The organism is Prescottella sp. R16, from assembly GCF_030656875.1.
In the GTDB taxonomy this organism is placed as follows: domain Bacteria; phylum Actinomycetota; class Actinomycetes; order Mycobacteriales; family Mycobacteriaceae; genus Prescottella.
On the sequence record NZ_CP130943.1, the window covers coordinates 656075 to 679562 of the forward strand.

Consider the following 23488-nt stretch of genomic DNA (forward strand, 5'->3'; position numbering starts at 1 on the left):
GTGGAGCCGCGTTCGGACGGCAGGCGAGCCGTCTCTACATTACCTAGTTGTGAGCAGTACTTGGACGTTGCCCGAAGACCTCGTCATGCCGCCGGTTCCGGAGTTCTTCCCGGCACCCGGGGAGCCGCTGCCCCAGCACTGGTCGAAGTGTTTCGGTTGCGGCGACGACCAGCCGGCCGGGATGAAGATGAGCTTCGCGGCGGGGGAGGACTACACGGTGACGGGGCGCCTCGAGGTCGCCAACCGGTACCAGGGCGGCCCCGGTGTCATTCACGGCGGCATCCTGTCCACCGCCTTCGACGAGGCTCAGGGCATGGCGTGCATGGTGCTCGGCGGTCCGGTCGTCACCGCGCATCTCGAGATCGACTTCGCTCGTCCCATCCCGCTCAGTTCGGTGCTCGAGATCCGTGCCCGGCTGGACGGCATCGTCCGCCGCAAGGCGTACACGACTGCGGAGGCGTTCATCGTGGAGGGCCCGGGCGCCGATCCGCAGACCGCGGTCGCCACGTCGCGGGGCCTGTTCCTGACGGTCCAGGCCGCGCACTTCGAGCCGACCGCGGCGTTCGTCGACGGCGAGCCCACGTCGCCGTTCGGTACGTCCGCGGTCTGACGTTCACCGAAGGGCCAACGCCCGCAAGGCTTCTCCGACGTTCGATACCTCGACCGGGCGGATCTTGCCGGGGAGGTCCCCGGAGCCGGCCGGGACGATCGCGCGGGTGAATCCCATCCGGGCCGCCTCGGCGACCCGCCGGCTCACTCCGGTGACCCGGCGTACCTCACCGGCCAGGCCCACCTCGCCGAGCACGACGGTGCCCGAGGGGAGCGGACGGTCCTTGCCGGCGGACGCGACCGCGACGGCCAGGGCCAGGTCGCACGACGGGTCCGTCATCCGCATCCCGCCGACCGTGGCCGCGTACACCTCCTTGTCGGACAGTTTGATGCCGTGCCGACGCTCGAGGACGGCCAGCACCATCGACACACGTGCGGAGTCGAGTCCGCTCACCGCGCGCCGCGGCGAGGGGTTGTGAGTGGGGGCGACGAGGGCCTGCACCTCGCCGAGCAGGGGACGTTTGCCGTCCATCGTGACCGTCACGGCGGTTCCCGACACCTCGTCGGTCCGGTGGTGCAGGAACAGGCCCGACGGGTCGCTCACCCCGACGATGCCGTCCTCGCGCAGTTCGAAGCAGCCCACCTCGTCGGCCGCGCCGAACCGGTTCTTGATGCCGCGGACCATGCGCAGCGTGGAATGCTTGTCGCCCTCGAAGTGCAGGACCACGTCCACCAGGTGCTCGAGGGAGCGGGGGCCGGCCACCGCACCGTCCTTGGTGACGTGGCCGATCAGCAGGACGGGGATGCCCCCCGCCTTCGCGAGCGAGGTGAGCGCGCTGGTGACGGCCCGCACCTGGGTCACGCCGCCGGTCACGCCGTCGACGTCGGCGGCGAGCATGGTCTGCACCGAGTCGACGATCAGCAGCGTCGGACGCACCTGCTCGACATGACCCAGCACGGTGGCCAGATCGGATTCGGCTGCGAGATAGACCCGTTCGTGTACCGCTCCGGTCCGGTCGGCGCGCAGGCGCACCTGCCCGGCCGATTCCTCCCCGGTGACGTACAGCGCGCGGTCGTCGGGGCCGCGGGTGGCCCACCGGTGCACGACCTCGAGGAGCAGCGTCGACTTGCCGACGCCGGGCTCACCGGCCAGCAGTACCACCGAACCGGGGACGACGCCGCCGCCGAGGACCCGGTCGAGTTCCTCGACGCCGGTGGGTTTGGCACGGGTCGCGGTGCCGTCGATCCGGGTGATCGGCGTGGCCGGGGTGGACGGCAGGAGCGCGGCGGCGCCGCTGCGGGCCAGCGAGGTTCCGGGCCGGGTGGCCACGGCGGCGAGCACGGGCGCCTCGTCCATCGACCCCCAGGTGCCGCACTCGGGGCAGCGTCCCACCCATTTCGTGACCGTGTGCCCACACGACGAACACCGGAAACTCGACTTAGCCTTTGCCACGCCGGAAGCCTAGTGGCCGGTACCGACAGACGAGCCCGGGCACCATCGGTGCCCGGGCTCGTCCGGAAGTGCTCGGTGTGACCGCGGGGTCAGTGGCCGCCCTCGGCGACGTCGGGGGACATGGCCGACTCGTGACGCTCGGTCTTCGGGCCGGCGTCGACGGGCACCTGCACGGTGATGTCGCCGGCGTTCTCGAAGGTGAAGATCACCGGGAAGGTCAGGCCCGGGCGGACGCCCTCACGGATGTCCTCGAGGGTGACGTCGATCAGGCTGAGGTGCTCGGGAGCCTGCTCGGGAACCGACACGTCCGGGTTGCCGGCGCCGAGTGCCTGCTGCGGCTTGATCTCGAGGGTGCCCGCCTCGTCGTCGATCACGACGGATGCGGCGTAGTCGGTCTTGATGCTCTTCAGCCGGTCCGTCGCGAACTCGCTGAGGTTGACGGCGGTGAAGGCGAGCTGCGCCGTGCCGCCCGGCTCGATGCTGAACTCCTCGGAGTTCGGGTACAGCACGTGCACGTTGCGCAGGGCGATGTCGCCGTCGGTGGCCTGGTTGCCGTTCACGGCAGCGGCCTGGGTGGCCGTCTGCGAGATCTGACCTGCGCCGCACGCGGACAGCACGAGCGTCGCGCCGGCAGCGAGGGCGACAGCGGTGGCGACTCGACGAGTCGGCGACGCATTGAGAGCAGTCACGGGTTGTCCTCCATGGGTCAGGTTCACAATCCACTAGGCAGAGTAGTAGTCGGTCGCGGCGATGCGTCCGCTGGGTCGGGTTATCGGTGGGTGTGTCGGGCGTGTCTGTCTTGTCCGCGTGAGGTTCCGGGAGTCCCCGGGGTGCCCTCGTGCGCGGGTCCGGCGCTGCGTGCGGGCCGTCGGAGGGCACCGTCCAGGTGGTCCGAAATGCACGCCGGACAGCTCCTGTCAACCCCTGAGATCAGGCAAGGATGCCCCTGACCTGCACCGTTGGTGAGCCGATCCTTCGGTTGCGTGATAAACTCGGAAAATCGAAAGGGGCACGGGACAGATGATTTTCAAGGTCGGAGACACCGTCGTATACCCCCATCACGGAGCGGCGCTGATCGAAGCGATCGAAACCCGCACCATCAAGGGTGAACAGAAAGAATACCTGGTTCTCAAGGTCGCGCAGGGCGACCTCACGGTCCGCGTTCCCGCGGAGAACGCCGAGTACGTCGGCGTCCGCGACGTGGTCGGCCAGGAGGGTCTCGACAAGGTGTTCCAGGTGCTGCGCGCGCCGCACACCGAGGAGCCGACGAACTGGTCTCGCCGGTACAAGGCGAACCTCGAGAAGCTGGCATCGGGTGACGTGAACAAGGTGGCCGAGGTCGTGCGCGACCTGTGGCGCCGGGAGCAGGACCGCGGCCTGTCCGCGGGCGAGAAGCGGATGCTGGCCAAGGCGCGGCAGATCCTCGTGGGTGAGCTCGCACTGGCGGAGGGCACCGACAACGCCAAGGCCGAGATCATTCTCGACGAGGTTCTGGCCGCCGCTTCCTGACGGTGACACAGCAGCGAGGGCCGGTCGTCGCACTGGTCCCGGCAGCCGGGCGTGGTGTCCGGCTGGGTGAGGCGGTTCCGAAGGCGTTCGTCGAACTGGCCGGTCGTAGCATGCTGCGCCGGTCCGTCGACGGGCTCCTCGGATCCGGAGCGGTGGACACGGTCGTCGTGATCGTGCCCGAGGAACTCGTCGACACTGCGCGGGCGGATCTGCCCGAGGGTGTCGTGGTCGTCGTCGGCGGGGCGGAGCGCACCGATTCGGTGCGGGCCGGTCTCGCCGCGGCGACCGGGGCGGAACTGGTGCTCGTGCACGATGCGGCGCGTGCGCTGACGCCGCCGTCGCTCGTCGCGCGGGTGGTGGCGGAACTGCGGGCCGGACGGTCCGCGGTGATCCCGGTGCTGCCGGTGGCCGACACCGTCAAGACCGTCGACGTGCTGGGAACCGTCACCGGTACGCCGGCCCGTTCGACGTTGCGGGCGGTCCAGACCCCGCAGGGTTTCGAGGCGGGTCTGCTGCGCCGGGCCTATCAGGACGAGGACACCGACGCGACCGACGACGCCGGTCTCGTGGAGTTGCTCGGGGAACGGGTCCACACCATCGTGGGGGAACCCGAAGCGTTCAAGATCACGACACCGTGGGATCTCACGCTGGCGCGAATTCTGCTGGAGCGCAGCGGCGTCGAGTGACTCCTGCGGGAAACGGCGAAAAGGAGTGTCGCGCGTGCGAGTAGGTATCGGGACCGACGTCCATCCGATCGAGCCGGGTCGCCCGTGCTGGATGGCCGGTCTGCTGTTCGACGGCGAGGACGGCTGTGCCGGGCACTCCGACGGGGACGTCGCCGCGCACGCGCTGTGCGACGCCCTGCTGTCCGCGGCCGGACTCGGTGATCTCGGTTCGGTGTTCGGTACCGGTCGGCCCGAGTGGGACGGTGTCGGCGGGGTGCGCATGCTCGCCGAGGTCCGCCGGCTGCTCGACGAGGCCGGCTTCTCCGTCGGAAACGCTGCGGTGCAGGTGATCGGCAATCGTCCCAAGATCGGTCCGCGACGCGACGAGGCCCAGCGGGTGCTCGGTGACGTCCTGGGGGCCCCGGTGTCGGTGACGGCGACGACCACCGACGGGCTCGGTCTCACGGGGCGCGGCGAGGGGATCGCGGCGGTAGCGACCGCGCTCGTCGTCCCGGCCGACCCGGACCGGTAGAATCGCTCGTCGTGACCCTGCGCCTATACGACACCGTGACACGGGCTCTGCGCGACTTCGTCCCGCTGGCCCCCGGCCGGGTATCGGTGTACCTGTGTGGCGCAACGGTTCAGGGGGAACCGCACATCGGTCACGTGCGTAGCGGTGTCGCGTTCGACGTGCTGCGGCGCTGGTTGCTCGCGCACGACTACGACGTCGCGTTCGTCCGGAACGTCACGGACATCGACGACAAGATCCTGAACAAGGCCGCCGAGGCGGGCCGCCCGTGGTGGGAGTGGGCCGCGACGTTCGAGCGTTCGTTCGACTGGGCGTACGGGCAGCTCGGTGTGCTGCCGCCGTCGGTGGAGCCGCGGGCGACCGGCCACATCACGCAGATGGTCGAGATGATGCAGCGGCTCATCGACAACGGTCACGCGTACGCGGCGGAGGGCGACGTCTACTTCGACGTCCGGAGTTTCCCCGAATACGGCAAGCTGTCCGGGCACAAGCTCGACGACGTCCATCAGGGCGAGAGCGTCGGTGCGGGCAAGCGGGATCCGCGTGACTTCACGCTGTGGAAGGCCGCCAAGCCGGGGGAGCCGTCGTGGCCGACGCCGTGGGGCCCGGGCCGTCCCGGCTGGCATCTCGAGTGCTCTGCCATGGCCGAGTTCTATCTCGGCGCCGCATTCGATATCCATTGCGGTGGAATGGATCTGGTGTTCCCGCATCACGAGAACGAGATCGCGCAGGCCAAGTGCGCCGGCGACGACTTCGCGCAGTACTGGCTGCACAACGGCTGGGTCACCAAGTCGGGCGAGAAGATGTCGAAGTCGCTGGGCAATGTCCTGTCGATTCCGAATGTGCTGAAACTTGTTCGTCCACAGGAACTTCGGTACTACCTCGGAAGTGCCCACTACCGGTCGATGCTCGAGTACTCGGAGGAGGCGCTGCAGGAGGCTGCCGTCGGGTACCGGCGTTGCGAATCGTTCGTACAGCGTGTCGGCGAGCGGACGGGTACGGAGGTTCCCGTCGGCACGTGGACCGACGAGTTCGCGGCAGCGCTCGACGACGACCTGAACGTTCCGGCGGCACTCGCCGAGATCCACGGCAGGGTGCGGGAAGGGAACTCCGCACTCGAATCCGGTGACGCCGAGCGGGCGCGGACGATCGCGGCGCAGGTGCGGGCGATGCTGGGTGTGCTGGGCGTGGATCCGCTCGATCCGCACTGGGCGGGCACGGCGGACGATACCGCGGCACTCGGTGCGCTCGACGTGTTGGTCCGCGCCGACCTCGACCGGCGTCAGCAGGCGCGGGCCGAGAAGAACTGGGCCGTCGCCGACGAGGTGCGCGACCGGTTGGCCGCGGCGGGTATCGCCGTGACCGACACTCCGAACGGCCCCGAGTGGTCGCTCGAACAGGCTTCTTCCAACGAATCGGGTAAGTGATGGCGGGTAATTCGAGTAGGCGTGGCGCGATCCGTAAGGGCGGCACCAAGAAGGGCCAGGTCGTCGGGTCGGGCGGCAAGCGCAGCAAGGGGCTCGAGGGCCGCGGCGCCACCCCGCCGGCGGTGGAGCGGACCAAGCATCCGGCCGCGAAGCGGGCCCGGGCCGCTGCCCGTGCCGACGAGCAGCGGAAGTTGCAGCGTACGGCCGCGATCCGCCGCGCCGAGGACACCCCGGAGATGGTGCTGGGCCGTAACCCCGTCGTCGAATGCCTGCGCGCCGACGTCCCGGCCACCGCACTGTACGTAGCGGTGGGCGCCGAGACCGACGACCGCCTCAAGGAGGCGGTGCAGCGGGCCGCCGACGCCGGCATCTCGATCCTCGAGGTTCCGCGCACCGATCTGGACCGGATGAGCGCCAACGGGATGCATCAGGGCATCGGCCTGCAGGTGCCGCCGTACCGGTACGCGCATCCCGACGACCTGCTCACCGCGGCCCGGGCCAAGCACGAGCCGGCGTTGCTGGTGGCGCTCGACAACATCACCGATCCGCGCAACCTCGGTGCCGTCGTCCGGTCGGTTGCCGCGTTCGGCGGTCACGGTGTCGTCATCCCGCAGCGTCGCAGCGCGAGCGTGTCCGCGGTCGCATGGCGCACCAGCGCCGGTGCGGCAGCCCGTCTGCCCGTCGCTCGGGCGACGAATCTTACTCGCACGCTCAAGGATTGGCAGTCGAAGGGGGTGCAGGTCGTCGGCCTCGATGCGGGCGGCGACACCAGCCTCGACACCTACGAGGGCCGCGACCCGGTCGTCATCGTCGTCGGCTCGGAGGGCAAGGGCCTGTCGCGGTTGGTTCGCGAGACGTGCGACTCGATCCTGAGTATCCCGATGGCCGGTGAGGTGGAGTCGCTCAACGCATCGGTCGCGGCGGGCGTCGTCCTGTCCGAGATCGCGCGTCAGCGTCGCAGCTGACGGACGCACCCGTACGACGCACTGTGCGGTGGGTTCACCGCCCACCGCACAGTGCGTGTGCCGTCAGTTCTTGTAGAACGCGGTCACGTCGTCGTTGCCGATCAGGTCCGGCACGGTCCAGCCGTCGAGGTCGTACTCGCTCATGAACTGTTCGGCGAGTCCCTTCATCGAGGACACTCCGCCGCGGTTCTCGGCGGCGAAGAGCAGTTCGGCCTTCACGTTCTCGTGGTTTCCGGAGTAGTTGCGTTCGTAGAGTTCGTGACGGCCGCCGAATTCGGAGCCGATCGAATCCCACAGCGCCTTCATGACCTTCACCCGTTCGACGGCGGTGATGCCGTCGCTGCCGCGGACGTACTTGTCGAGGTAGGGGCGGACGTCGGGATTCTTGAAGTCGGCGGCGCTCGACGGCAGGTAGATGAGACCCGAGGCGACGTCCTGCTCGATGATCTCCTTGATCCGCGGATAGCCCTGGATCATGAACATCCGGTACGTCAGCCCGTACTCGAGCTTCGGGATGACGGTGTCGCCGATCCACTGCTCGGGGTCGCGGGCCATCGATTCGGTCAGGGACCAGAACAGGTTGCGCCAGCCGATCACTTCACCGACCCGGGTCTGCACGCCGCGGAATCCGCCGGCGCCGGTGCAGTCGAGGGCCTTCATGAGCAGGCCGGCGATGAAGTCGAGTTTGACCGCGAGCCGGGTGCAGCCCTGGAAGGTGAACCGCGGCAGGAAGCCGGACTGAGGGAAGAACGAGTTGATCTTCTCGACGTCGCCGTACATGAAGACGTTCTCCCACGGCACCAGCACCTTGTCGAAGATGAAGATGGCGTCGTTCTCGTCCATCCGGCTCGACAGTGGATAGTCGAACGGCGAGCCGACGACGGCCGCGTTCTGCGAGTACGAGGCGCGGGAGATGAGCTTGATGCCCGGTGCGTCCATCGGCACCGTGCAGATCAGCGCGTACTCCTTCTTCTTGATCGGCAGGCCGTAGTGCGCGATGAAGTTGTAGTTGGTGATCGCCGAACCGGTCGCCACCACCTTCGCGCCCGACACGATCAGGCCGGCGTCGGTCTCCTTCTCCACCTTCATGAACACGTCGCCGACCTGATCGGGCGGAAGCTGCCGGTCCACCGGCGGGTTGATGATCGCGTGGTTCCAGTACAGGACCTTCTCCTGCGACTCCCGGTACCAGCGCTTCGCGTTGTCCTGGAACGGGGCGTACAACTCGCTGTTGGCGTTGAGGGTGCCGAGGAAGCTGGCCTTGTAGTCGGGGGAGCGGCCCATCCAGCCGTAGGTCATCCGAGCCCAGGTGGCGATCGCGTCGCGTTCGCGGAGCAGGTCGTCGGAGCTGGTGGGGGTCTTGAAGAACGGCATGGTGACGCCGCCGTTACCGGTGTCGGTGGGGCACGTGAGCGTGTCGACGTGCTCCCCGGTGTGCAGGGCGTCGTACAGGCGCGCGGTCATCCGGATCGGGTTGCGGAACGCCGGATGATTCCAGAACTCCTTCACCTTCTCCCCGTGCAGGTAGATCTCCCGCCCGTCCTTGATCGACTCGATGTACTCGTCGCCCGTCATCGGCCGGGTGGCGAAGTTCTCGGTCCGGTTCGCCTCGCAGTCCGCTGCCACGTTGACCGCGGATCGGTCGACGTCCGGGGCGACGGGGCGGGGTTCGGTCGTGGTCATGGTCTTTCCTCCGTACGGGGGTGGGGGTCAGTTGGTTGCACCGGAGAGGTGCAGCGGGGTGAAGGCGGTGCCGGCGTCGAACCAGCCGCGGTGGGGGTCGTCCATGGACCCGTTCCAGGCGGCGCTACCGCTGGGTGCTCCGAGGTCGTGGAAGGTGCTGCGGTAGAAGAGCAGGGGGTCGGTGTCGCGACACTGTGCATCGACGATCTCGCCGATGAAGATCACGTGGTCGCCGCCGTCGTACTCGCGCCAAGGCACGCACGACAGGGTGGCGGCGCTGCCGGCGAGCACCGGGGCGGTGGGGCCCTGCTCCCACACCGGCCCGGGGGACTGCGGCCGGCCGGCGAAGTGCAGTGCGACGTCGGTCTGGTCGGCGGCGAGGATGTTCACCGCGAACGGTGCGCCGGACAGGAACGTGCAGGCCTTCGAGGTACGGGTCAGGGTCACCTGGCACAGTCGCGGTTCGAGCGAGACCGCGGTGAACGCCGTCACCGTCGCGCCGTGCGGGGTGCCGTCCTCCTTACCGCAGGTGATGACGGTGACTCCACTTGCGAACTGCCCGAATATGTTTCGCAGCCGACGCGAGTCCATGGCGGTGCTCCTTGCTGATGGTCGTTGACTGTGACGCAGACCATAGGCAGGCTGGGGCGGGCTCGGCCATCCGCTGAGCGGTCTCGTTATCCGAATTGCGCGACGTGTTCGGCGGAACACTGTTGCCGAGAATCGTGTTCCCGATCACACTGGGGCGGAGGTCCCGAACAGGACGGGGCAGGAAGGTGGCGCCGGAATGTCGACAGGCGTGGCCGTCGGCCCGGATGATTGGGGCGAGGCTGAGAATGCGGTGTCCGCTGCGTATTTTGCGCACGAGCTGACGCCGCTCACCGCCGGATCGGAGCCGCGGCTGAACGTACGGGCGACGCAGATCGGTGCACTGCGGCTGACGAGGATCGGTTGGGGCGCCGATGTTTCCGTGGACACGCGACATCCGGGTGCGTACGCGGTCAACATTCCGCTGTCGGGCCGGATCGAATCCGTCAGCGGTGGCCACGACGTGATCTCCGGGCCGGGGAAGGCGTCCGTCTTCCGTCCGGACACCGGGGCCGTGATCACCCGGTGGACCGCGGACTGCGAGATCGTCGGCGTCAAGGTCGACAAGGATTACCTGCATCGCGAGCTCGCGCGGATACTGGGCCGGCCGGATCGGCGGCTACCGGATCAGGTGGACCTGACGACCGCCGCCGGACAGAACTGGATGGGTCTGCTGCGGTCGATCGTCGAACAGGTGCGCGGCAGCGAAGGGCTGTGGCAGACCCCGGTCGTCGCACAGCAACTGTCGGGGGCCATCACCAGCGCCTTCGTCTTGGCGGCGATGCCCGACGACACCGCCGTCGCGCCGCGGCCGCGGATCGTGAAGCGGGTGCTCGACCGGATCGACGCCGATCCGGCGCTGGCGTGGACCGCGAGCGACATGGCCGAGGCTGCCGGCGTGAGCGTCCGGCGGCTGCAGGAAGGATTCCGCGAGTATCTCGGGATGTGCCCCCGGGACTATCTACTGGACGTGCGTCTCGCACGGGTCCACGACGATCTGGTGGCGGGCGATCCGTCGAGTACGTCGGTGACCGATATCGCCGTGCGCTGGGGAATCACCCACACCGGTAGGTTCGCGGCCGCCTATCGGCGCAGGTACGGGGTTGCACCCTCGGCGACGCTGCGCTCCTGAGATTCGAGGCGACCGGTGCCGCGTCAGTGCCGGCGGAAGCCCAGGTCCGTACTGAGGGCCTCGGCGGTCTCGATCACGTTCGCCGCCGCGGACGCCCGGAACTCCTCGGGGGTGTTGCGGCCGGAGGATGTGGAGCAGGCGAGGGCGCCGACGACGTCGCCGCTCGCGTCGCGGACCGGTGCGGCCAGGGAGATCAGGCCCTCTTCGAGTTCGGCGGCGGTCAGCGCGTAGCCCTGCGTGTGGACTCGGTCCAGTTCGGCTCGCAACGATTCCGGTGAGGCGATCGTCGACGTCGCGAGCTTCTCGAACCGGGATCCGGCGATCACCCGGTCGACGGTCTCGGTCGGTGCCCACGCGAGCAGTGCGCGGCCCATCGACGTCGCATAGGCCGGAACCCGGGTGCCGACCGAGACGTTGATGCTCATGATCCGGCGCACCGGAACCCGGGCCGCGTACACCACGTCGACGCCGTCGAGTACGCCGAGCGACGCGGATTCGCCGGTGCGCTCGGACAATTGGACGAGCCGGGGCATCGCGGCTTCGACGAGGGCGTGGGATGCGGAGTAGTGCTGGCCGATGCTGAGTACGCGCGGGGTGAGCGACCATCGGCTGCCGTTCGCGGCGACGTAGCCGAGTTTCTGCAGCGTGAGCAGGATACGGCGCACCGCCGGGCGGGACAGATCGGTCTTGGTGGCGAGTTCGGCCAGCGACGGGGTGGGGTGCTGTTCGTCGAAGGCGAGCAGGACGGCGAAACCCCGTTCGATGCTCTGGATGAAATCCCGGTCTTCGTTCGACATCGAGGGCTCCTGGCTGCTGGTTCGGTGGTGACTTCGGGTCGGGTGTTGACAACTGCTGTGACTCGACGCACAGTATGCGTACGCACTGCGAATCACTTGTACGCATAGCGTACATCAGCTCGGCGGGATATGCGTCGGCCCCGCACCCCCCGCTGCCACGATTTTCTCGACCGCCAGACGTTCGAGCCTCGACGAGGAGGACCCATGACCAGTACCGAAACGGCGACCGCACACGCCTCGGGCAATGCCGCCACCGACAAGTTCAAGTCCGACCGTGTGTCGGCCGACACCTCCCCGGAGCGTGCGTCCGCGATCTACCGGGACGTGTTGAAGGCGTTCGCAGACGTCATCCACAAGCACGAGGTGACCTACGACGAGTACCGCGTGCTCAAGCAGTGGGTCATCGACGTGGGCGAGTACGGCGAGTGGCCGCTGTGGCTGGACGTGTTCGTCGAGCACGAGATCGAGGACGTCAACTACAGTCGCAACGCGCTCGCCGGCACCAAGGGCAGCATCGAGGGCCCGTACTACGTCGCGAATTCGCCGACGCTGCCGTCGAAGTGCACCATGCCGATGCGGGACAAGGACCGGGACGCCACCCCACTCGTGTTCTCCGGTCAGGTGACCGACCTCGAGGGCAACGGTCTCGCCGGTGCCACCGTCGAACTGTGGCACGCCGACGAGGACGGCCTCTACTCGCAGTTCGCGCCGAATCTGCCGGAGTGGAACCTGCGCGGCACCATCGTCTGTGACGACGAGGGCCGCTACGAGATCACCACGCTGCAGCCCGCGCCGTACCAGATTCCGCACGACGGCCCGACCGGCTGGTTCATCGAGTCCTACGGGGGACACCCGTGGCGTCCGGCGCACCTGCACCTGATGGTCAAGGCGCCGGGCAAGCTCCCGATCACCACCCAGCTGTACTTCGCCGGCGGGCAGTGGGTCGAGAACGACGTCGCCACCGCCGTCAAGCCGGAACTGGTCCTGGATCCGAAGACCGGGGACGACGGCCGGAACTACGTGACCTACAACTTCGCCCTCGACCCCGAGGCCTGATCCGACGCGAATGCCGGTGTCCCCGAGGGGCGCCGGCATTCCGTGATTCTCCGATCCGATTGAGAGCTGTTCGATGTCCGACCCTGATCTCGCGATCGTCTCCATCGAGACGACCATCCTCGACGTACCCCTGATACGTCCGCACAAGTTCGCCACCACGACGAGCGAGGTGCAGCCGATCCTGCTCGTCGCGATCACGACGGCCGGCGGTGTCACCGGTCACGGCGAGGGCGTCGTCCCCGGCGGCCCCTGGTGGGGAGGTGAGTCCGTCGAGACGATGAAGGCGATCGTCGACAACTACGTCACTCCCTACATCCTCGGGCGCGGTGTCGACGAGATCACCGGGATCCTGGTCGATCTCGAACGCATCGTCGCGAACGCACGTTTCGCGAAGGCCGCGGTCGACGTGGCCCTGCACGACGCGTACGCACGGCACCTCGGCGTCGGCGTGCACATCCTGCTCGGTGGGGCCTTCCGCACGGGCGTCGACGTGCGCTGGGCGCTCGGTGCGGCCCCGGTCGAGGAGGTTCTCGACGAGATCGAGGAGAAGATCGAGGCGCGGTTGAACTTCGCCTTCAAGCTCAAGATGGGGGCACTCGACCCGGCCGTCGACACCGAGCGGGTGGTGTCGATCGCAGAGGCCCTCGACGGTCGGGCCGGGGTGAGTATCGACGTCAATGCTCGCTGGGATCGGTTCACCGCCCTGCGCTACGTCCCCGAACTCGTCGACGGGGGAGTCGAACTCGTCGAGCAGCCCACTCCGGCCGAGCAGATCGAGGTACTCGCCGAGATCAACCGTCTCGTCGGTGCGTCGGTGATGGCGGACGAATCCGTGCAGACCCCGCACGACGCCTTCCGGATCGCGACCCTCGGGGCAGCCGACGTTCTCGCGCTCAAGACCACCAAATGCGGTGGGCTGCAACGCAGCAAGCAAGTCGTGGCCGTGGCGAAGGCGGCCGGCCTGCGCTGCCACGGTGCGACGTCCATCGAGGGGCCGATCGGTACCGCTGCGTCCGTGCACTTCGCGTGTTCCGAACCGGGAATCGACTACGGCACCGAACTTTTCGGCCCGCAACTGTTCGCGGTGGAACTGCTGCAGACACCGCTCGACTACTCCGAGGGGCAGGTGCACCTGCCCACCGGCCTCGGCTTGGGCGTCGAACTCGACATGGACGTCGTCAAGCACCTGGCCCGGAACTGACCCCCGGAACCGACACGAAAGACGAGAGACGATGCCGCTCTTCCACGTCCGCATGGACGTCGACATTCCCCGTGACCTCGACCCGCAGGTCCGCGACGACACCCTCGCCCGCGAGAAGGCGTACTCCCAGGATCTGCAACGGCAGGGAAAGTGGGTGCACCTGTGGAGGATCGTCGGAAAGTACAGCAACATCAGTATCTTCGACGTCGAATCGGCCGACGAACTCCACGAGATCCTGTGGAACCTCCCGCTGTTCCCGTACATGACGATCGACGTCGTCCCCCTGACCGGGCACGCGAGCTCGATCCGCTAGAGAAGGCGGCGGAACCGAACCCGATGTCCCGGTCGCAGCTGTGCCGCGACCGGGACATCGTCGCTCACGACCGTCGCGATCACCGGGTAGCCGCCCGTCACGGGGTGATCGGCGAGGAACAACACCGGCATCCCGTCCGGTGGTACCTGCAGTGCGCCGGTGCTCATGCCCTCGCTCGGCAGTTCGCCGCGGCGGGCCCGGTGCAGCGGTCCGGGACCGTGCAGACGGGCGCCGACGCGGTCGGTGTCGGCGGTGACGGTCCAGGTGTGCTCCGCGAGCGCCGCGCGGGACGCCGGGGTGAACCAGTCGTCACGCGGCCCCATCCGGATCCGCAGCTCCACCGGATCGGCGGCGGGGGCCGGTGGCGGGATGAGATCCTCGGCCGGCAGGTCGTCGTGCCGCGTGCCGACCGGTAGCCGGTCACCGTCCCGGACCGGGTCCGGCCCGATCCCGGAGAGGGTGTCGGTGGCGCGGCTGCCGAGAACGGCGGGGACGTCGATGCCGCCGCGGACCGCGAGATAGGTGCGCAGGCCGGTGTCGGACATGCCGAGCGTCACCTCGTCGCCGTCGCTCAGGTGCAGCGTCGAATAGCGGGGGCGGGGTGTGCCGTCGACCGTCACCGGGACGGATGCCCCGGTGACCGCGACGGCCGTCGGCCCGTGCACGCGGAATCGCAGTCCGCCCAAGGTCACTTCGAGGGTCGCGGCGTCCGGGGTGTTGCCGACGAGCCGGTTCGCGGCGTCGTGGGAGACGACGTCTGCGGCACCGGATCCGCCGACCCCGAGCGCCGCGTGCCCGGACCGTCCGCGGTCCTGGACGGTGGTGCGGGCACCGGCACGGACGATCTCGAGCCATACCATGTGTCGATTGTCCCCCGATCGGGGCGGCGCTGCCTACCATCGACCGATGGTGACCGCTGCACTGTACGGGGTGGGGACGGCGCTGCCGTTGCTGATCGGCGCGTGGGTGGGGTTGCGTTTCGACCTGCCCCGGCCGGTGCTCGCGGCGCTCATGGCGTTCGGTGCGGGCACGATGGTGGCCGCGGTGTCCTCGGAACTGTTCGCGCCCGCGTTCGCGACCGAGGGCGTCTGGATTGCGGGGACCGCGCTGCTCGCGGGCGCACTCGTGTACGTGGTCGCCGATCATTTCATCGAGAACAAGCTCGGCCCGGCCGCTCTCGGCTGGGCACTGATGCTCGGATCCCTGCTCGACGGTATCCCCGAGAACACCGCACTGGGCGTCTCGCTCGTCGAGGGCGGGGGTGTGGTGCTGCTGGTGGCCGTCGCGGTCGGCAACATCCCCGAGTCGGTGGCGGGTGCCGCGTCGATGCGGAGTCAGCCGGGCTTCGATTCCCGTCGCGCGTTCCGGGTGTGGGCGATCACCGCCGCCGTGCTGGTACTGGTCGTCGTGGCGGCGAATGCCGTCTCCGACAACATCTCCGATGGCAGCATCGCCGTCGTCCAGGCGTTCGCCGGCGGCGCGACGATCGCGGTACTCGCCGATTCGCTCATGCCGGAGGCGTACCGCGAGGGCGGGTGGTGGGTGGGGCTGTCGACCGCGCTCGGTTTCCTCGTGGCGTTCGCGCTCGGTGCCTGACCCCTGAGCGGGGCTCGGCCGGCGATGCTCAGACGGCGACGAACGTGACGGTGACTCCCGGTTGCAGCAGTGCGGGCGGGTCGCGGTCGACGTCCCACATCGGTTCGGTGGTGGTGCCGATCAGTTGCCAGCCGCCGGGGGAGGGGCGCGGATAGATTCCGGAGAACTCGCCGGCGAGGCCGACGGCGCCGGCCGGGACGCGGGTGCGGGGGGTCGCGCGCCGGGGCACGTGCAGGGTGTCGTCGGCGGCGACGAGATAGCCGAAGCCGGGGCTGAATCCGGCGAACGCGACGGTCCACACCTGCCCGGTGTGGGCGGCGACCACCCCGTCGGCGCCGAGCCCGGTGAGTTCGCCGACCTCGTCGAGGTCCGGACCGTCGTAGCGGACGGGAACGGTGACGGGGTCGGCCGGTGGGAGTTCGTCCGCGGTGAGTGGTGCGGTGGCGCGCACCCACGCCGCGACGGCGTCCCGGCGGGTGCCGCGGAACTGTACGAGGACGGTGCGGGCCGCGGGCACCAGGTCGGTGACGGCGGGGTGCGGCTGCGCGGCGAGCCCCCGATAGTGCGCGAGGGTCGACGCCAGATCGTCGAATTCGACGAGCAGTGCCCGGTCGCCCATGTCGAGGAGGCGCATCACACGAACGGTTCCACAGGGATCCGGTTGGCGTCGAGCAGGTTCCGGATCGCAGCGGCCATCGCGACGGCGGCGGGGGTGTCGCCGTGCACGCAGATCGTGTCGGCGGCCGCGGTGATCACGCTGCCGTCGACGGCCTCGATCGTGCCGGTCGTCACGAGCCGCAGGACCCGTGCGGCGACGACGTCGGGATCGTGGACGACGGCTCCCGGCTGTGTGCGCGGTACGAGGGTGCCGTCGGGGGTGTAGGCGCGGTCCGCGAACGCTTCGACGACGGTCCGCAGCCCCGCTGCACGCGCCTCCTCGAGGAACACCGATCCGGGCAGTCCGAGGACGGGCAGGGACGGGTCGACGGCGCGGACGGCGTCGACGACGGCCCGGGCCTGCGCTCGGTGGTGCACGATCGCGTTGTACAGCGCGCCGTGCGGTTTGACGTACACGACGCCGGAACCGGCGGCGCGGGCCAGGGCGTCGAGCGCGCCGATCTGGTAGATCACCTCGGCGGTCAGATCGGCGGGGGCGACGTCGACGAACCTGCGTCCGAATCCGGCGAGGTCCCGGTAGCCGACCTGTGCGCCGATCCGGACGCCGCGGGCGGCGGCGTCCCGGCACGTGCGCAGCAGCGTCGACGGATCCCCGGCGTGGTAGCCGCAGGCGACGTTCGCGCTCGTGACGAGGTCGAGCATCGCGGCATCGTCGCCGAGGGTCCAGGCGCCGAAACTTTCACCGAGGTCGCTGTTGAGATCGATCACCGTCACGGTGTCGATCCTAGGCGCCGGTCAGGCGTGCAGATGCTCTCCGGCGGGCACGAGGACCCGGCCGGTGGACCTGCGCCGGGCCACCCCGATCGCACGGCACACCAGGTAGATGACGAACGAGATGGTGGTGACGAACGTCGACACCGGGACGCCGGGGGCGAGCGAGAGCACGATGCCGCCGACCGCGGCGACCTCGGCGAACACGACGGCGAGGATCGTGGCCTTGAGCGGGTTCGCGGTGACATGAGCGGCCGCGGCGGCGGGCGTGATGAGCAGTGCCATGACGAGCAGGGCGCCGACGATCTGCACACCGAGGGCGGCGGTGATGCCGACGAGGACCGCGAACACGATCGACAGTCCGCGGACCGGGACGCCACGGGCGGCAGCCACCTCGGGGTCGGTGCTCGCGAACAGCAGCGGCCGGTAGATCACCGACAGGGTGCCCAGCACGACGACGGCACATCCGAACAGCAGGGCCAGTCCGGTTCCGCCGGGGGCGACGATCTGGCCGACGAGCAGCGAGAAGCTGGTGCCGGTGCGGCCGTCGTACGCCCACAGGAACAGCACCGACAGGCCCAGACCGAACGCCATGATGACACCGATCACCGAATCGCGTTCGCGTGCCTTGGTTCCCAGGAGCCCGAACAGGACGGCCGCGACGACGGACCCGACGACCGCACCGATCCCGACACCGACGCCGATGAGCAGGGCCGCCGACGCGCCGGTCAGCGACAGCTCCGACGTGCCGTGCACCGCGAACGACATCTGCCGGCTCACGATGAGCGGGCCGATGACGCCGGCGAGGAGGCCGAGGATCGCGCCCGCGATCAGGGCCTGCTGCACGAAGTCGTACTGCAGCAGGTCGGCGGTGACGGAGACGTCGAGCAGGTGCGACATGGCGTCCGTGAACTTGTTGCTCATGCGTGGTCCTCGTCGGTGTGGTGGACGCCCTCGCCGGGGCGGGGGCCGCCGCCGCTGCCGAGCGCGTCGATGGCGTCCCCGGTGCCGACGACGACGAGCCGGCCGCGCACGTGCAGCACTTCGACGTCGGTGCGGTACAGCCGGGACAGGACCTCGGAGGTCATGACCTCGGCGGGGGTGCCGATCTCGAATTTGCCGTCGACGAGGTAGAGGACCCGGTCGACGAGGGGGAGGATCGGATTGATCTCGTGCGTGACGAACAGGACCGCGGTGTCGTGGTCGCGGCGCCGGCGGTCGATGAGTTCGGACACGCGGTGCTGGTTGGCGAGGTCGAGGCTGAGCAGCGGCTCGTCGCACAGCAGCACCTTGGGGTCGCCGACGAGGGCCTGCGCGATCCGCAGCCGCTGCTGCTCACCGCCGGACATCGCACCGATCGGGGCGTCGGCGTACGACTGGGCGCCGACCTGGGCGATGGCGTCGTCGACGATTCCGCGGCGCTTGACGCGACCGAGCAGGCCGGTGCCCCACCGGTGTCCGTCGACGCCGAGGCCGACGAGGTCGCGTCCACGCAGGGGCAGCCCCTCGTCGAGCGATTTCTGTTGCGGCACGTACCCGACGTGGGTGTGCCCGGCCTTCGCGGGGGTGCCGGCGATCCGGACGGTGCCGGACGTCGGTGCGAGCTGTCCGAGCAGGACCTTGAGCAGTGAGGTCTTCCCGGACCCGTTGGGGCCGAGGACGGCGACGAACTCGCCCTGCTCGATGGTCAGGTTCAGGTGCGACCACAGGGTGCGCTCACCGAACGCCAGGCAGGCGTCGCGCAGTTCGACGGCAGGCGCGCCCGCGGCGCTCACGACGCCCCGTTCAGGGCATCGGCGAGAGACTGTGCGGTCTGCGTCTGCCAGGTCACGAAATCGGTTTCGGCGGGCAGGGTTTCGGTGACCTCGACGACGGGGACGCCCGCGGCTTCGGCGGTGTCGCGCATGGCGCGGGTGACCTTGTCCTCGGTCTGGACGTTGTAGACGAGCGTGGCGGCCTGCCGGTCGGACAGCAGCTGCCGGGTCTCGGCGATCGACGCGGGGGAGGGGTCGGTACCGTTCTCGACGGCACCGGTGAACGCCTCGGGGGTGACGTCCTTCAGCTCGGCGGCCGCGATCAGGTAGTGCGCGATCGGCTCGGTCTGGGCGATCGGGGTGTCGTGGTGTGCGGCCGCGATCGAGGCGGTGATCTCGGAGACCGTGCGCAGCTGAGTGCGGAACGTCTCGGCGTTTCGGGTGTAGACGTCGGCGCCGTCCGGGTCGAGGACGGCGAGCTGCTCGGCGATCGCGCTCGCGACCGTGTCCACGGTGGGCATGTCGTACCAGACGTGTTCGTTCACCGACCCGTGCGCGTGGCCCGCGTGGTCCCCGTCGTCGGTGTCGTCTGCGTGGGCACCGGTGCGCTGTTCGTGCAGGGCGAAGGCGTCGACGGTCGGCTTGGGGGTACCGGTTTTCAGGACGTCCTCGACGAACCCGTCGTACCCGCCGCCGTTGAGGACGACGAGTGACGCATCGCTGATCTTCGCGGCGTCGGCGGGGCTCGCCTCGTACGAGTGCGGGTCGGCGGACGGTTCGGTGACGATCGAGACCACGTCGAGGCGGTCACCGGCGACGGCCTGTGCGACGCTGCCCCACACGTTCGTGGAGGCCACGACCCGGATCTGCCCGTCGTCGGGGGAGGTGCCGCAGGCGGTGAGCGCGGCCGCGGCGAGGGCGGTCCCGATCACCGCGACGGTCACGAACCTGCGGGACTTGCCGGTCCTATCGGGCATGCGCACAACTTTCTCCTGGTCACGACGGTGTATCTGGCTGATTCGGGGCCGTTCCGGATCGTTATTGGTAACGGTTCCCGTTTACACTTTAGCGGAACTGTGCAGGTCGAGTCCCGCTAGGTAGGCGACCGGATGCGACGACGGCGTCACAACCCGATACCGTCCCGATATGCCAAGGTCCCGCCAGCCACGCCGCCCCGCCACCCTGGCGTCGCTCGCCGCCGAACTGAAGGTGTCGCGGACGACCGTCTCCAACGCGTACAACCGTCCCGACCAGCTGTCGGCCGAACTTCGCGAACGCGTCCTGCTCGCCGCCAAACGCCGCGGCTACCCCGGCCCGGACCCCGTCGCGCGGTCGCTGCGGACCCGCCGCGCCGGCGCGGTCGGACTGCTGCTCACCGAAGCGCTGAGCTACTCGTTCCGCGACCCCGCCGCCATGAGCTTCCTCGCGGGCCTCGCCGAATCGTGCGAGGCGGCCGGTCAGGGCCTGCTGCTCATCCCCGCCGGCCCCGGCCGCGACGACACGGATGCCGCCGCCGTCGTCCAGCAGGCCGGCGTCGACGGTTTCGTCGTGTACTCCGTCGCCGACGACGACCCCTACCTCGCCGCCGTGCGTGAGCGGCACCTGCCGACCGTCATCTGCGACCAGCCGCGCGAGATGCCCGGCGCCTCCCTCGTCGGCATCGACGACCGCAGCGCGATGCGTCTCGTCGCCGACCACCTGATCGGGTTGGGCCACAAGAGGTTCGGAGTGCTGTGCATGCGGCTCGGCCGGGACCGGGCCGACGGCGTCGTCGACGGTGACCGGCTGCATGCTCCCAACTTCCACGTCCAGCGCGAACGCATCGCCGGCGTGCAGGACGCGATGTCCGACGCCGGCCTGGACCCGGCGGCGCTGACCGTCGTCGAACGCTACGAGCACACCGTCGAGGCCGGCCGCTCCGCCGCCGACCAGGCACTGGCGGTCGACCCCGGCATCACCGCCCTCGTCTGCACCACCGACGTCCTTGCGCTCGGCGCCCTCGACTGGGCGCGGGAAAACGACGTCGACGTCCCCGGGCGACTGTCGGTCACCGGATTCGACGGCATCGACGAGGCCCTGCGGGTGGGCCTGACGACGGTGCGTCAACCCCAGGAGGAGAAGGGGCGGCGCGCCGGTGCGCTGCTGCTGTCCGGATCCGACTCCGGGGTTCCGGTGGCCGTGGTACTCGACACCGAACTGGTACACGGGCGCACGTCGGCCACACCGCCCGAACCCTAGCGCCCGACCCCGGAACCGGCCGCGACTAGCGGGTGGTGTCCGCGCTCAGCAACTGCGCGCAGCGCAGCAGACCCAGATGGCTGTACGCCTGCGGATGGTTGCCCAACGAGCGTTCCGCGACCGGGTCGTACTCCTCCGACAGCAGTCCGGTCGGGCCGGCCGCGTCGACGAGCTGCTTGAACAGGGCCTCCGCATCGGACCGCTGCCCGATCAGCAGGTAGGCCTCCACCAGCCACGCCGCACACAGATGGAAACCGCCCTCGGCACCGGGCAGGCCGTCGTCGTGGTGGTAGCGGTAGACGGTCGAGCCGCTGCGCAACTCCCGTTCCGTCGCCACCACCGTCGCGGCGAACCGCTCGTCCGACGGATCGATGAGCCCGGACAGGCCGATGTGCAGCGTCGCCGCATCGAGGTCGGTGCCGTCGTAGGCGGCGGTGTAGGACTCGGCGTCCTCGTTCCACCCCTTCTCGGTGACCTCCTCGGCGATCTCCCGGCGCAACGCGGGCCACGTCGGACCGGCCTCGCGGCCGAAGTCCGACGCCAGCATCAGCGCCCGGTCCACGGTGAGCCAGCCCATGACCTTCGAGTACACGTGGTGGCGGGGGTTGTCGCGGATCTCCCAGATGCCGTGATCCGGTTCGCTCCACCGTCGCTCGACGGCCTCGACCATCGCCCGCACCAGCTCCCAGTCCCGGTCGGTGAGGGCATCGGTCCCGGCGATCCCCCGCTTCGTCCGGGTCTGCGCGACGGAGGCGATGAGGTCGACGATCGGCCCGAACACGTCCAACTGGACCTGCTGGTTCGCGGCGTTACCGACCCGCACCGGGCGGGACCCGGCATACCCGGGCAGCGAATCGATCACGGCCTCGGCCGGCAGATTGCCGCCGTACAGGGTGTAGAGCGGGTGCAGCCGCTCCGGGCCGTGCAGCGTCTCGAGCACCCGGTGCACCCACTCGAGGTAGGCCTCGGCCTCCCCGAGCGACCCCAGGCTCACGAGCGCCGACGCGGTCAGTGCCGCATCACGCAGCCAGCAGTACCGGTAGTCCCAGTTGCGGACGCCGCCGATCTCCTCGGGCAGCGACGTCGTGGCCGCCGCGAGGATCGATCCGCTGGGGGCGTGCACCAGCCCGCGCAGCGTGAGGGCCGACCGCTTCATCAGGTCCGGCTTGAGCGGCGGGAGGTCGAGCGTGGTCACCCAGTCCCGCCAGTACGATTCGGCGAGTTCCCGGCGTTCCGGCTCCGAGATCTGTGACGGACCCAGATCCTCGGTGCCGCAACGCAGTTCGAGGATCACCGGCCCCTGCGACGGGTCGACGACCGCGAACGCGGTCTGCTGGGTGCCGTCGGTGGTGATGTCCCAGTGCACGCCGGGGGAGCGCAGCACCATCGGCTCGCTCGTCCCCGAGACCCGCAGCCCGTCGGTGTCCGGTTCCAGTTGCACCGTGGCCAGACCGAACTCCGGCCGCGGGGCGAAACTCACGATCGCCTTCGCGCGTCCGGTGACGACACGGGTGAAGTCGGTGCGGTTCGGTTGGACGTCGTGCGGCAGATAGTCGGTGACCGTGAGACTCGACCAGCGGGTCTGCACCGTCATGGTGCCGTCGACGTACTGCTGGCTCAGCGGCAACGCCTCGCGCTGCGGGCCCACGCTGAAGTGCCCGGCCTCCGGGCCGCCGAGCAGGTGCGCGAACACCGCCCCCGAATCCGGTTCCGGATGGCACAGCCACGTCAGGTTCGCGTCCGGTGTGAGCAGTGCGACCGAACGCGGATTCGCGAGCATCGTGAGCCGCTCGATGGGCGGCGCGTCGGAACCCGACAGCCACATCCGTCGTTCCTCGAGCAGGAACGCCAGCGCGGTCGCGACATCCTCGGTGGTCTCGACCCGGAACTCGGCGACCGTGTCCCCGTCCCCGACCTTGACACCCACGTCCGGGCCCTGGAGTCGCACGAACGCCTTCTCGTCGGTGACGTCGTCGCCGAAGAAGACCGCGGCCGTCGCCCCCTCCTGATGACGCAGGATGTCGAGCGCGTTGCCCTTGTCGGTCGCGACGACGGCGAGTTCGATGACCGCCTTGCCCTCGGTGACCTGGACACCGGTCCACAGGGCGGCCTCGGCGCGGACCGCCGCCAGGGCGGCGACACCGTCCTCGTCGGTCGCGTTGCGCACGTGCAGTGCGGCGCTCGCCGGTTTGGTCTCGACGGTCACCCCCGTGTACAGGCCGGCGATGCGGAACAGTTCGGCGATGACCTCGTGCAGCAGCTTGCGGGCGTTCGCGTCGATCGCGTGCACGAACCCGACGTCGAACTCGGATCCGTGGCTGCCGACCAGCTGGACCTCGGCGGGCAGACGCGACAGCGTGGCCAGGTCCTTGAGCGCGCGCCCGGAGATGACGGCGGCGGTGGTGGAGGCGAGACCGGCGAGTGCACGCAGGGCCCGCACCGATTCGGCGTGCGGATAGGCCCGCTCGGGATCGGCGACGATGGGCGCCATGGTGCCGTCGTAGTCGGACGCCACCAGCAGGCGCGGGGTCCGGGCGACGGTCGACAGGGCCCGGCGGACTTCGATCGGCAGATCCAGAGCGCTCACAGGTTCAAACCTAGGCGATCGTCGGCGACGAGGCGCACCGCAGCCGCGCCGAAGGGC

The 23488-nt window shown here is 69.5% G+C and carries 24 protein-coding genes; 12 read left to right on the forward strand and 12 right to left on the reverse strand.

Annotated elements, in window-relative coordinates; genetic code table 11:
- Positions 1-49 precede the first annotated feature (49 nt).
- Complete coding sequence (locus Q5696_RS03045) at positions 50-610, forward strand: PaaI family thioesterase (protein ID WP_305093758.1); 561 nt, start codon at positions 50-52, stop codon at positions 608-610.
- A gap of 3 nt (positions 611-613) precedes the next feature.
- On the opposite strand, the gene radA is transcribed toward Q5696_RS03045, so the two are convergent.
- Both radA and Q5696_RS03055 read right to left on the reverse strand, forming a co-directional pair.
- Positions 614-2002 (reverse strand): DNA repair protein RadA, encoded by a 1389-nt coding sequence (radA, locus tag Q5696_RS03050; protein ID WP_305093759.1) that lies wholly within the window; start codon positions 2000-2002, stop codon positions 614-616.
- An 89-nt stretch (positions 2003-2091) separates the two neighbouring features.
- Entirely contained in the window at positions 2092-2691 is a 600-nt protein-coding gene (locus Q5696_RS03055; RefSeq protein WP_305093760.1) for a copper chaperone PCu(A)C domain-containing protein, read from the reverse strand.
- Between the two features lie 331 nt (positions 2692-3022).
- Here Q5696_RS03055 and carD point away from each other — a divergent pair, with 331 nt between their 5' ends.
- From carD to rlmB, 5 genes are read left to right on the forward strand one after another with little or no spacing between them, the layout of a single operon-like run.
- Positions 3023-3511, forward strand: a complete 489-nt coding sequence (gene carD / locus Q5696_RS03060; protein ID WP_305093761.1) for an RNA polymerase-binding transcription factor CarD — start codon at positions 3023-3025, stop codon at positions 3509-3511.
- Between the two features lie 2 nt (positions 3512-3513).
- A complete protein-coding gene (gene ispD / locus Q5696_RS03065; protein ID WP_305093762.1) occupies positions 3514-4197 on the forward strand; it encodes a 2-C-methyl-D-erythritol 4-phosphate cytidylyltransferase in 684 nt (227 codons plus the stop codon).
- A 34-nt stretch (positions 4198-4231) separates the two neighbouring features.
- On the forward strand, positions 4232-4708 hold the full coding sequence (gene ispF / locus Q5696_RS03070; protein ID WP_305093763.1) for a 2-C-methyl-D-erythritol 2,4-cyclodiphosphate synthase: 477 nt from the start codon (positions 4232-4234) through the stop codon (positions 4706-4708).
- A gap of 11 nt (positions 4709-4719) precedes the next feature.
- Positions 4720-6132, forward strand: a complete 1413-nt coding sequence (gene cysS / locus Q5696_RS03075) for a cysteine--tRNA ligase (RefSeq protein WP_305093764.1) — start codon at positions 4720-4722, stop codon at positions 6130-6132.
- Positions 6132-7097, forward strand: coding sequence for a 23S rRNA (guanosine(2251)-2'-O)-methyltransferase RlmB (gene rlmB, locus Q5696_RS03080; RefSeq protein ID WP_305093765.1), 966 nt, complete (start codon positions 6132-6134; stop codon positions 7095-7097). The genes cysS and rlmB overlap by 1 nt, the downstream gene beginning before the upstream one ends.
- A 63-nt stretch (positions 7098-7160) precedes the next feature.
- Here the strand turns inward: rlmB and Q5696_RS03085 are convergent, their stop codons facing one another.
- Both Q5696_RS03085 and Q5696_RS03090 read right to left on the reverse strand, forming a co-directional pair.
- Positions 7161-8780, reverse strand: coding sequence for a 4-hydroxyphenylacetate 3-hydroxylase family protein (locus Q5696_RS03085; protein WP_305093766.1), 1620 nt, complete (start codon positions 8778-8780; stop codon positions 7161-7163).
- A 27-nt stretch (positions 8781-8807) separates the two neighbouring features.
- Entirely contained in the window at positions 8808-9371 is a 564-nt protein-coding gene (locus Q5696_RS03090; protein WP_305093767.1) for a flavin reductase family protein, read from the reverse strand.
- Between the two features lie 196 nt (positions 9372-9567).
- On the opposite strand from Q5696_RS03090, the gene Q5696_RS03095 reads away from it, so the two are divergent.
- Positions 9568-10500 carry an AraC family transcriptional regulator gene (locus Q5696_RS03095; RefSeq protein WP_305093768.1) on the forward strand — a complete coding sequence of 311 codons (933 nt, stop codon included), beginning with the start codon at positions 9568-9570 and terminating at the stop codon, positions 10498-10500.
- Between the two features lie 23 nt (positions 10501-10523).
- Here the strand turns inward: Q5696_RS03095 and Q5696_RS03100 are convergent, their stop codons facing one another.
- Entirely contained in the window at positions 10524-11297 is a 774-nt protein-coding gene (locus Q5696_RS03100) for an IclR family transcriptional regulator domain-containing protein (RefSeq protein WP_305093769.1), read from the reverse strand.
- A 204-nt stretch (positions 11298-11501) separates the two neighbouring features.
- Here Q5696_RS03100 and catA point away from each other — a divergent pair, with 204 nt between their 5' ends.
- The 3 genes from catA (at position 11502) to catC (ending at position 13867) form a co-directional block, all read left to right on the forward strand.
- Positions 11502-12353, forward strand: coding sequence for a catechol 1,2-dioxygenase (catA, locus tag Q5696_RS03105; protein WP_305093770.1), 852 nt, complete (start codon positions 11502-11504; stop codon positions 12351-12353).
- Positions 12354-12426: 73 nt separating this feature from the next.
- Positions 12427-13554: a muconate/chloromuconate family cycloisomerase gene (locus Q5696_RS03110; RefSeq protein WP_305093771.1), complete on the forward strand. Its 1128-nt coding sequence runs from the start codon at positions 12427-12429 to the stop codon at positions 13552-13554.
- A 31-nt stretch (positions 13555-13585) separates the two neighbouring features.
- Positions 13586-13867 (forward strand): muconolactone Delta-isomerase, encoded by a 282-nt coding sequence (gene catC / locus Q5696_RS03115; protein ID WP_305093772.1) that lies wholly within the window; start codon positions 13586-13588, stop codon positions 13865-13867.
- Here catC and Q5696_RS03120 read toward each other — a convergent pair.
- A complete protein-coding gene (locus Q5696_RS03120) occupies positions 13864-14727 on the reverse strand; it encodes a 5-oxoprolinase subunit C family protein (protein WP_305093773.1) in 864 nt (287 codons plus the stop codon). The two genes, catC and Q5696_RS03120, sit on opposite strands and share 4 nt — an antisense overlap.
- A 46-nt stretch (positions 14728-14773) precedes the next feature.
- Between Q5696_RS03120 and Q5696_RS03125 the strand changes: the two genes are divergently transcribed.
- Positions 14774-15463 (forward strand): ZIP family metal transporter, encoded by a 690-nt coding sequence (locus Q5696_RS03125; RefSeq protein ID WP_305093774.1) that lies wholly within the window; start codon positions 14774-14776, stop codon positions 15461-15463.
- Between the two features lie 28 nt (positions 15464-15491).
- On the opposite strand, the gene Q5696_RS03130 is transcribed toward Q5696_RS03125, so the two are convergent.
- The 5 genes from Q5696_RS03130 to Q5696_RS03150 are packed head-to-tail and all read right to left on the reverse strand — an operon-like array spanning position 15492 to position 19583.
- Positions 15492-16097: a 5-oxoprolinase subunit B family protein gene (locus Q5696_RS03130; RefSeq protein ID WP_305093775.1), complete on the reverse strand. Its 606-nt coding sequence runs from the start codon at positions 16095-16097 to the stop codon at positions 15492-15494.
- Positions 16097-16855 carry a LamB/YcsF family protein gene (locus tag Q5696_RS03135; protein ID WP_305093776.1) on the reverse strand — a complete coding sequence of 253 codons (759 nt, stop codon included), beginning with the start codon at positions 16853-16855 and terminating at the stop codon, positions 16097-16099. Before Q5696_RS03135 ends, Q5696_RS03130 begins: the two co-directional genes overlap by 1 nt.
- 21 nt (positions 16856-16876) lie before the next feature.
- Positions 16877-17776: a metal ABC transporter permease gene (locus Q5696_RS03140; RefSeq protein WP_305093777.1), complete on the reverse strand. Its 900-nt coding sequence runs from the start codon at positions 17774-17776 to the stop codon at positions 16877-16879.
- Entirely contained in the window at positions 17773-18627 is an 855-nt protein-coding gene (locus Q5696_RS03145; RefSeq protein ID WP_305093778.1) for a metal ABC transporter ATP-binding protein, read from the reverse strand. The genes Q5696_RS03140 and Q5696_RS03145 overlap by 4 nt, the downstream gene beginning before the upstream one ends.
- Complete coding sequence (locus tag Q5696_RS03150; RefSeq protein ID WP_305093779.1) at positions 18624-19583, reverse strand: metal ABC transporter solute-binding protein, Zn/Mn family; 960 nt, start codon at positions 19581-19583, stop codon at positions 18624-18626. Before Q5696_RS03150 ends, Q5696_RS03145 begins: the two co-directional genes overlap by 4 nt.
- A 169-nt stretch (positions 19584-19752) precedes the next feature.
- Here Q5696_RS03150 and Q5696_RS03155 point away from each other — a divergent pair, with 169 nt between their 5' ends.
- Entirely contained in the window at positions 19753-20844 is a 1092-nt protein-coding gene (locus tag Q5696_RS03155) for a LacI family DNA-binding transcriptional regulator (protein ID WP_305093780.1), read from the forward strand.
- A 25-nt stretch (positions 20845-20869) separates the two neighbouring features.
- Here Q5696_RS03155 and otsB read toward each other — a convergent pair whose 3' ends face one another.
- Complete coding sequence (gene otsB / locus Q5696_RS03160) at positions 20870-23431, reverse strand: trehalose-phosphatase (protein ID WP_305093781.1); 2562 nt, start codon at positions 23429-23431, stop codon at positions 20870-20872.
- Positions 23432-23488 lie beyond the last annotated feature (57 nt).

Excerpts from the sequence above, each read along its gene's own strand:
- carD (WP_305093761.1), top strand. The coding sequence starts at position 3,023 with ATGATTTTCAAGGTCGGAGACACCGTCGTATACCCCCATCACGGAGCG.
- rlmB (WP_305093765.1), top strand. The coding sequence starts at position 6,132 with ATGGCGGGTAATTCGAGTAGGCGTGGCGCGATCCGTAAGGGCGGCACC.
- Q5696_RS03085 (WP_305093766.1), bottom strand. The coding sequence starts at position 8,780 with ATGACCACGACCGAACCCCGCCCCGTCGCCCCGGACGTCGACCGATCC.
- Q5696_RS03090 (WP_305093767.1), bottom strand. The coding sequence starts at position 9,371 with ATGGACTCGCGTCGGCTGCGAAACATATTCGGGCAGTTCGCAAGTGGA.
- Q5696_RS03095 (WP_305093768.1), top strand. The coding sequence starts at position 9,568 with ATGTCGACAGGCGTGGCCGTCGGCCCGGATGATTGGGGCGAGGCTGAG.
- Q5696_RS03100 (WP_305093769.1), bottom strand. The coding sequence starts at position 11,297 with ATGTCGAACGAAGACCGGGATTTCATCCAGAGCATCGAACGGGGTTTC.
- catA (WP_305093770.1), top strand. The coding sequence starts at position 11,502 with ATGACCAGTACCGAAACGGCGACCGCACACGCCTCGGGCAATGCCGCC.
- Q5696_RS03110 (WP_305093771.1), top strand. The coding sequence starts at position 12,427 with ATGTCCGACCCTGATCTCGCGATCGTCTCCATCGAGACGACCATCCTC.
- catC (WP_305093772.1), top strand. The coding sequence starts at position 13,586 with ATGCCGCTCTTCCACGTCCGCATGGACGTCGACATTCCCCGTGACCTC.
- Q5696_RS03120 (WP_305093773.1), bottom strand. The coding sequence starts at position 14,727 with ATGGTATGGCTCGAGATCGTCCGTGCCGGTGCCCGCACCACCGTCCAG.
- Q5696_RS03125 (WP_305093774.1), top strand. The coding sequence starts at position 14,774 with ATGGTGACCGCTGCACTGTACGGGGTGGGGACGGCGCTGCCGTTGCTG.
- Q5696_RS03130 (WP_305093775.1), bottom strand. The coding sequence starts at position 16,097 with ATGCGCCTCCTCGACATGGGCGACCGGGCACTGCTCGTCGAATTCGAC.
- Q5696_RS03140 (WP_305093777.1), bottom strand. The coding sequence starts at position 17,776 with ATGAGCAACAAGTTCACGGACGCCATGTCGCACCTGCTCGACGTCTCC.
- Q5696_RS03150 (WP_305093779.1), bottom strand. The coding sequence starts at position 19,583 with ATGCCCGATAGGACCGGCAAGTCCCGCAGGTTCGTGACCGTCGCGGTG.
- Q5696_RS03155 (WP_305093780.1), top strand. The coding sequence starts at position 19,753 with ATGCCAAGGTCCCGCCAGCCACGCCGCCCCGCCACCCTGGCGTCGCTC.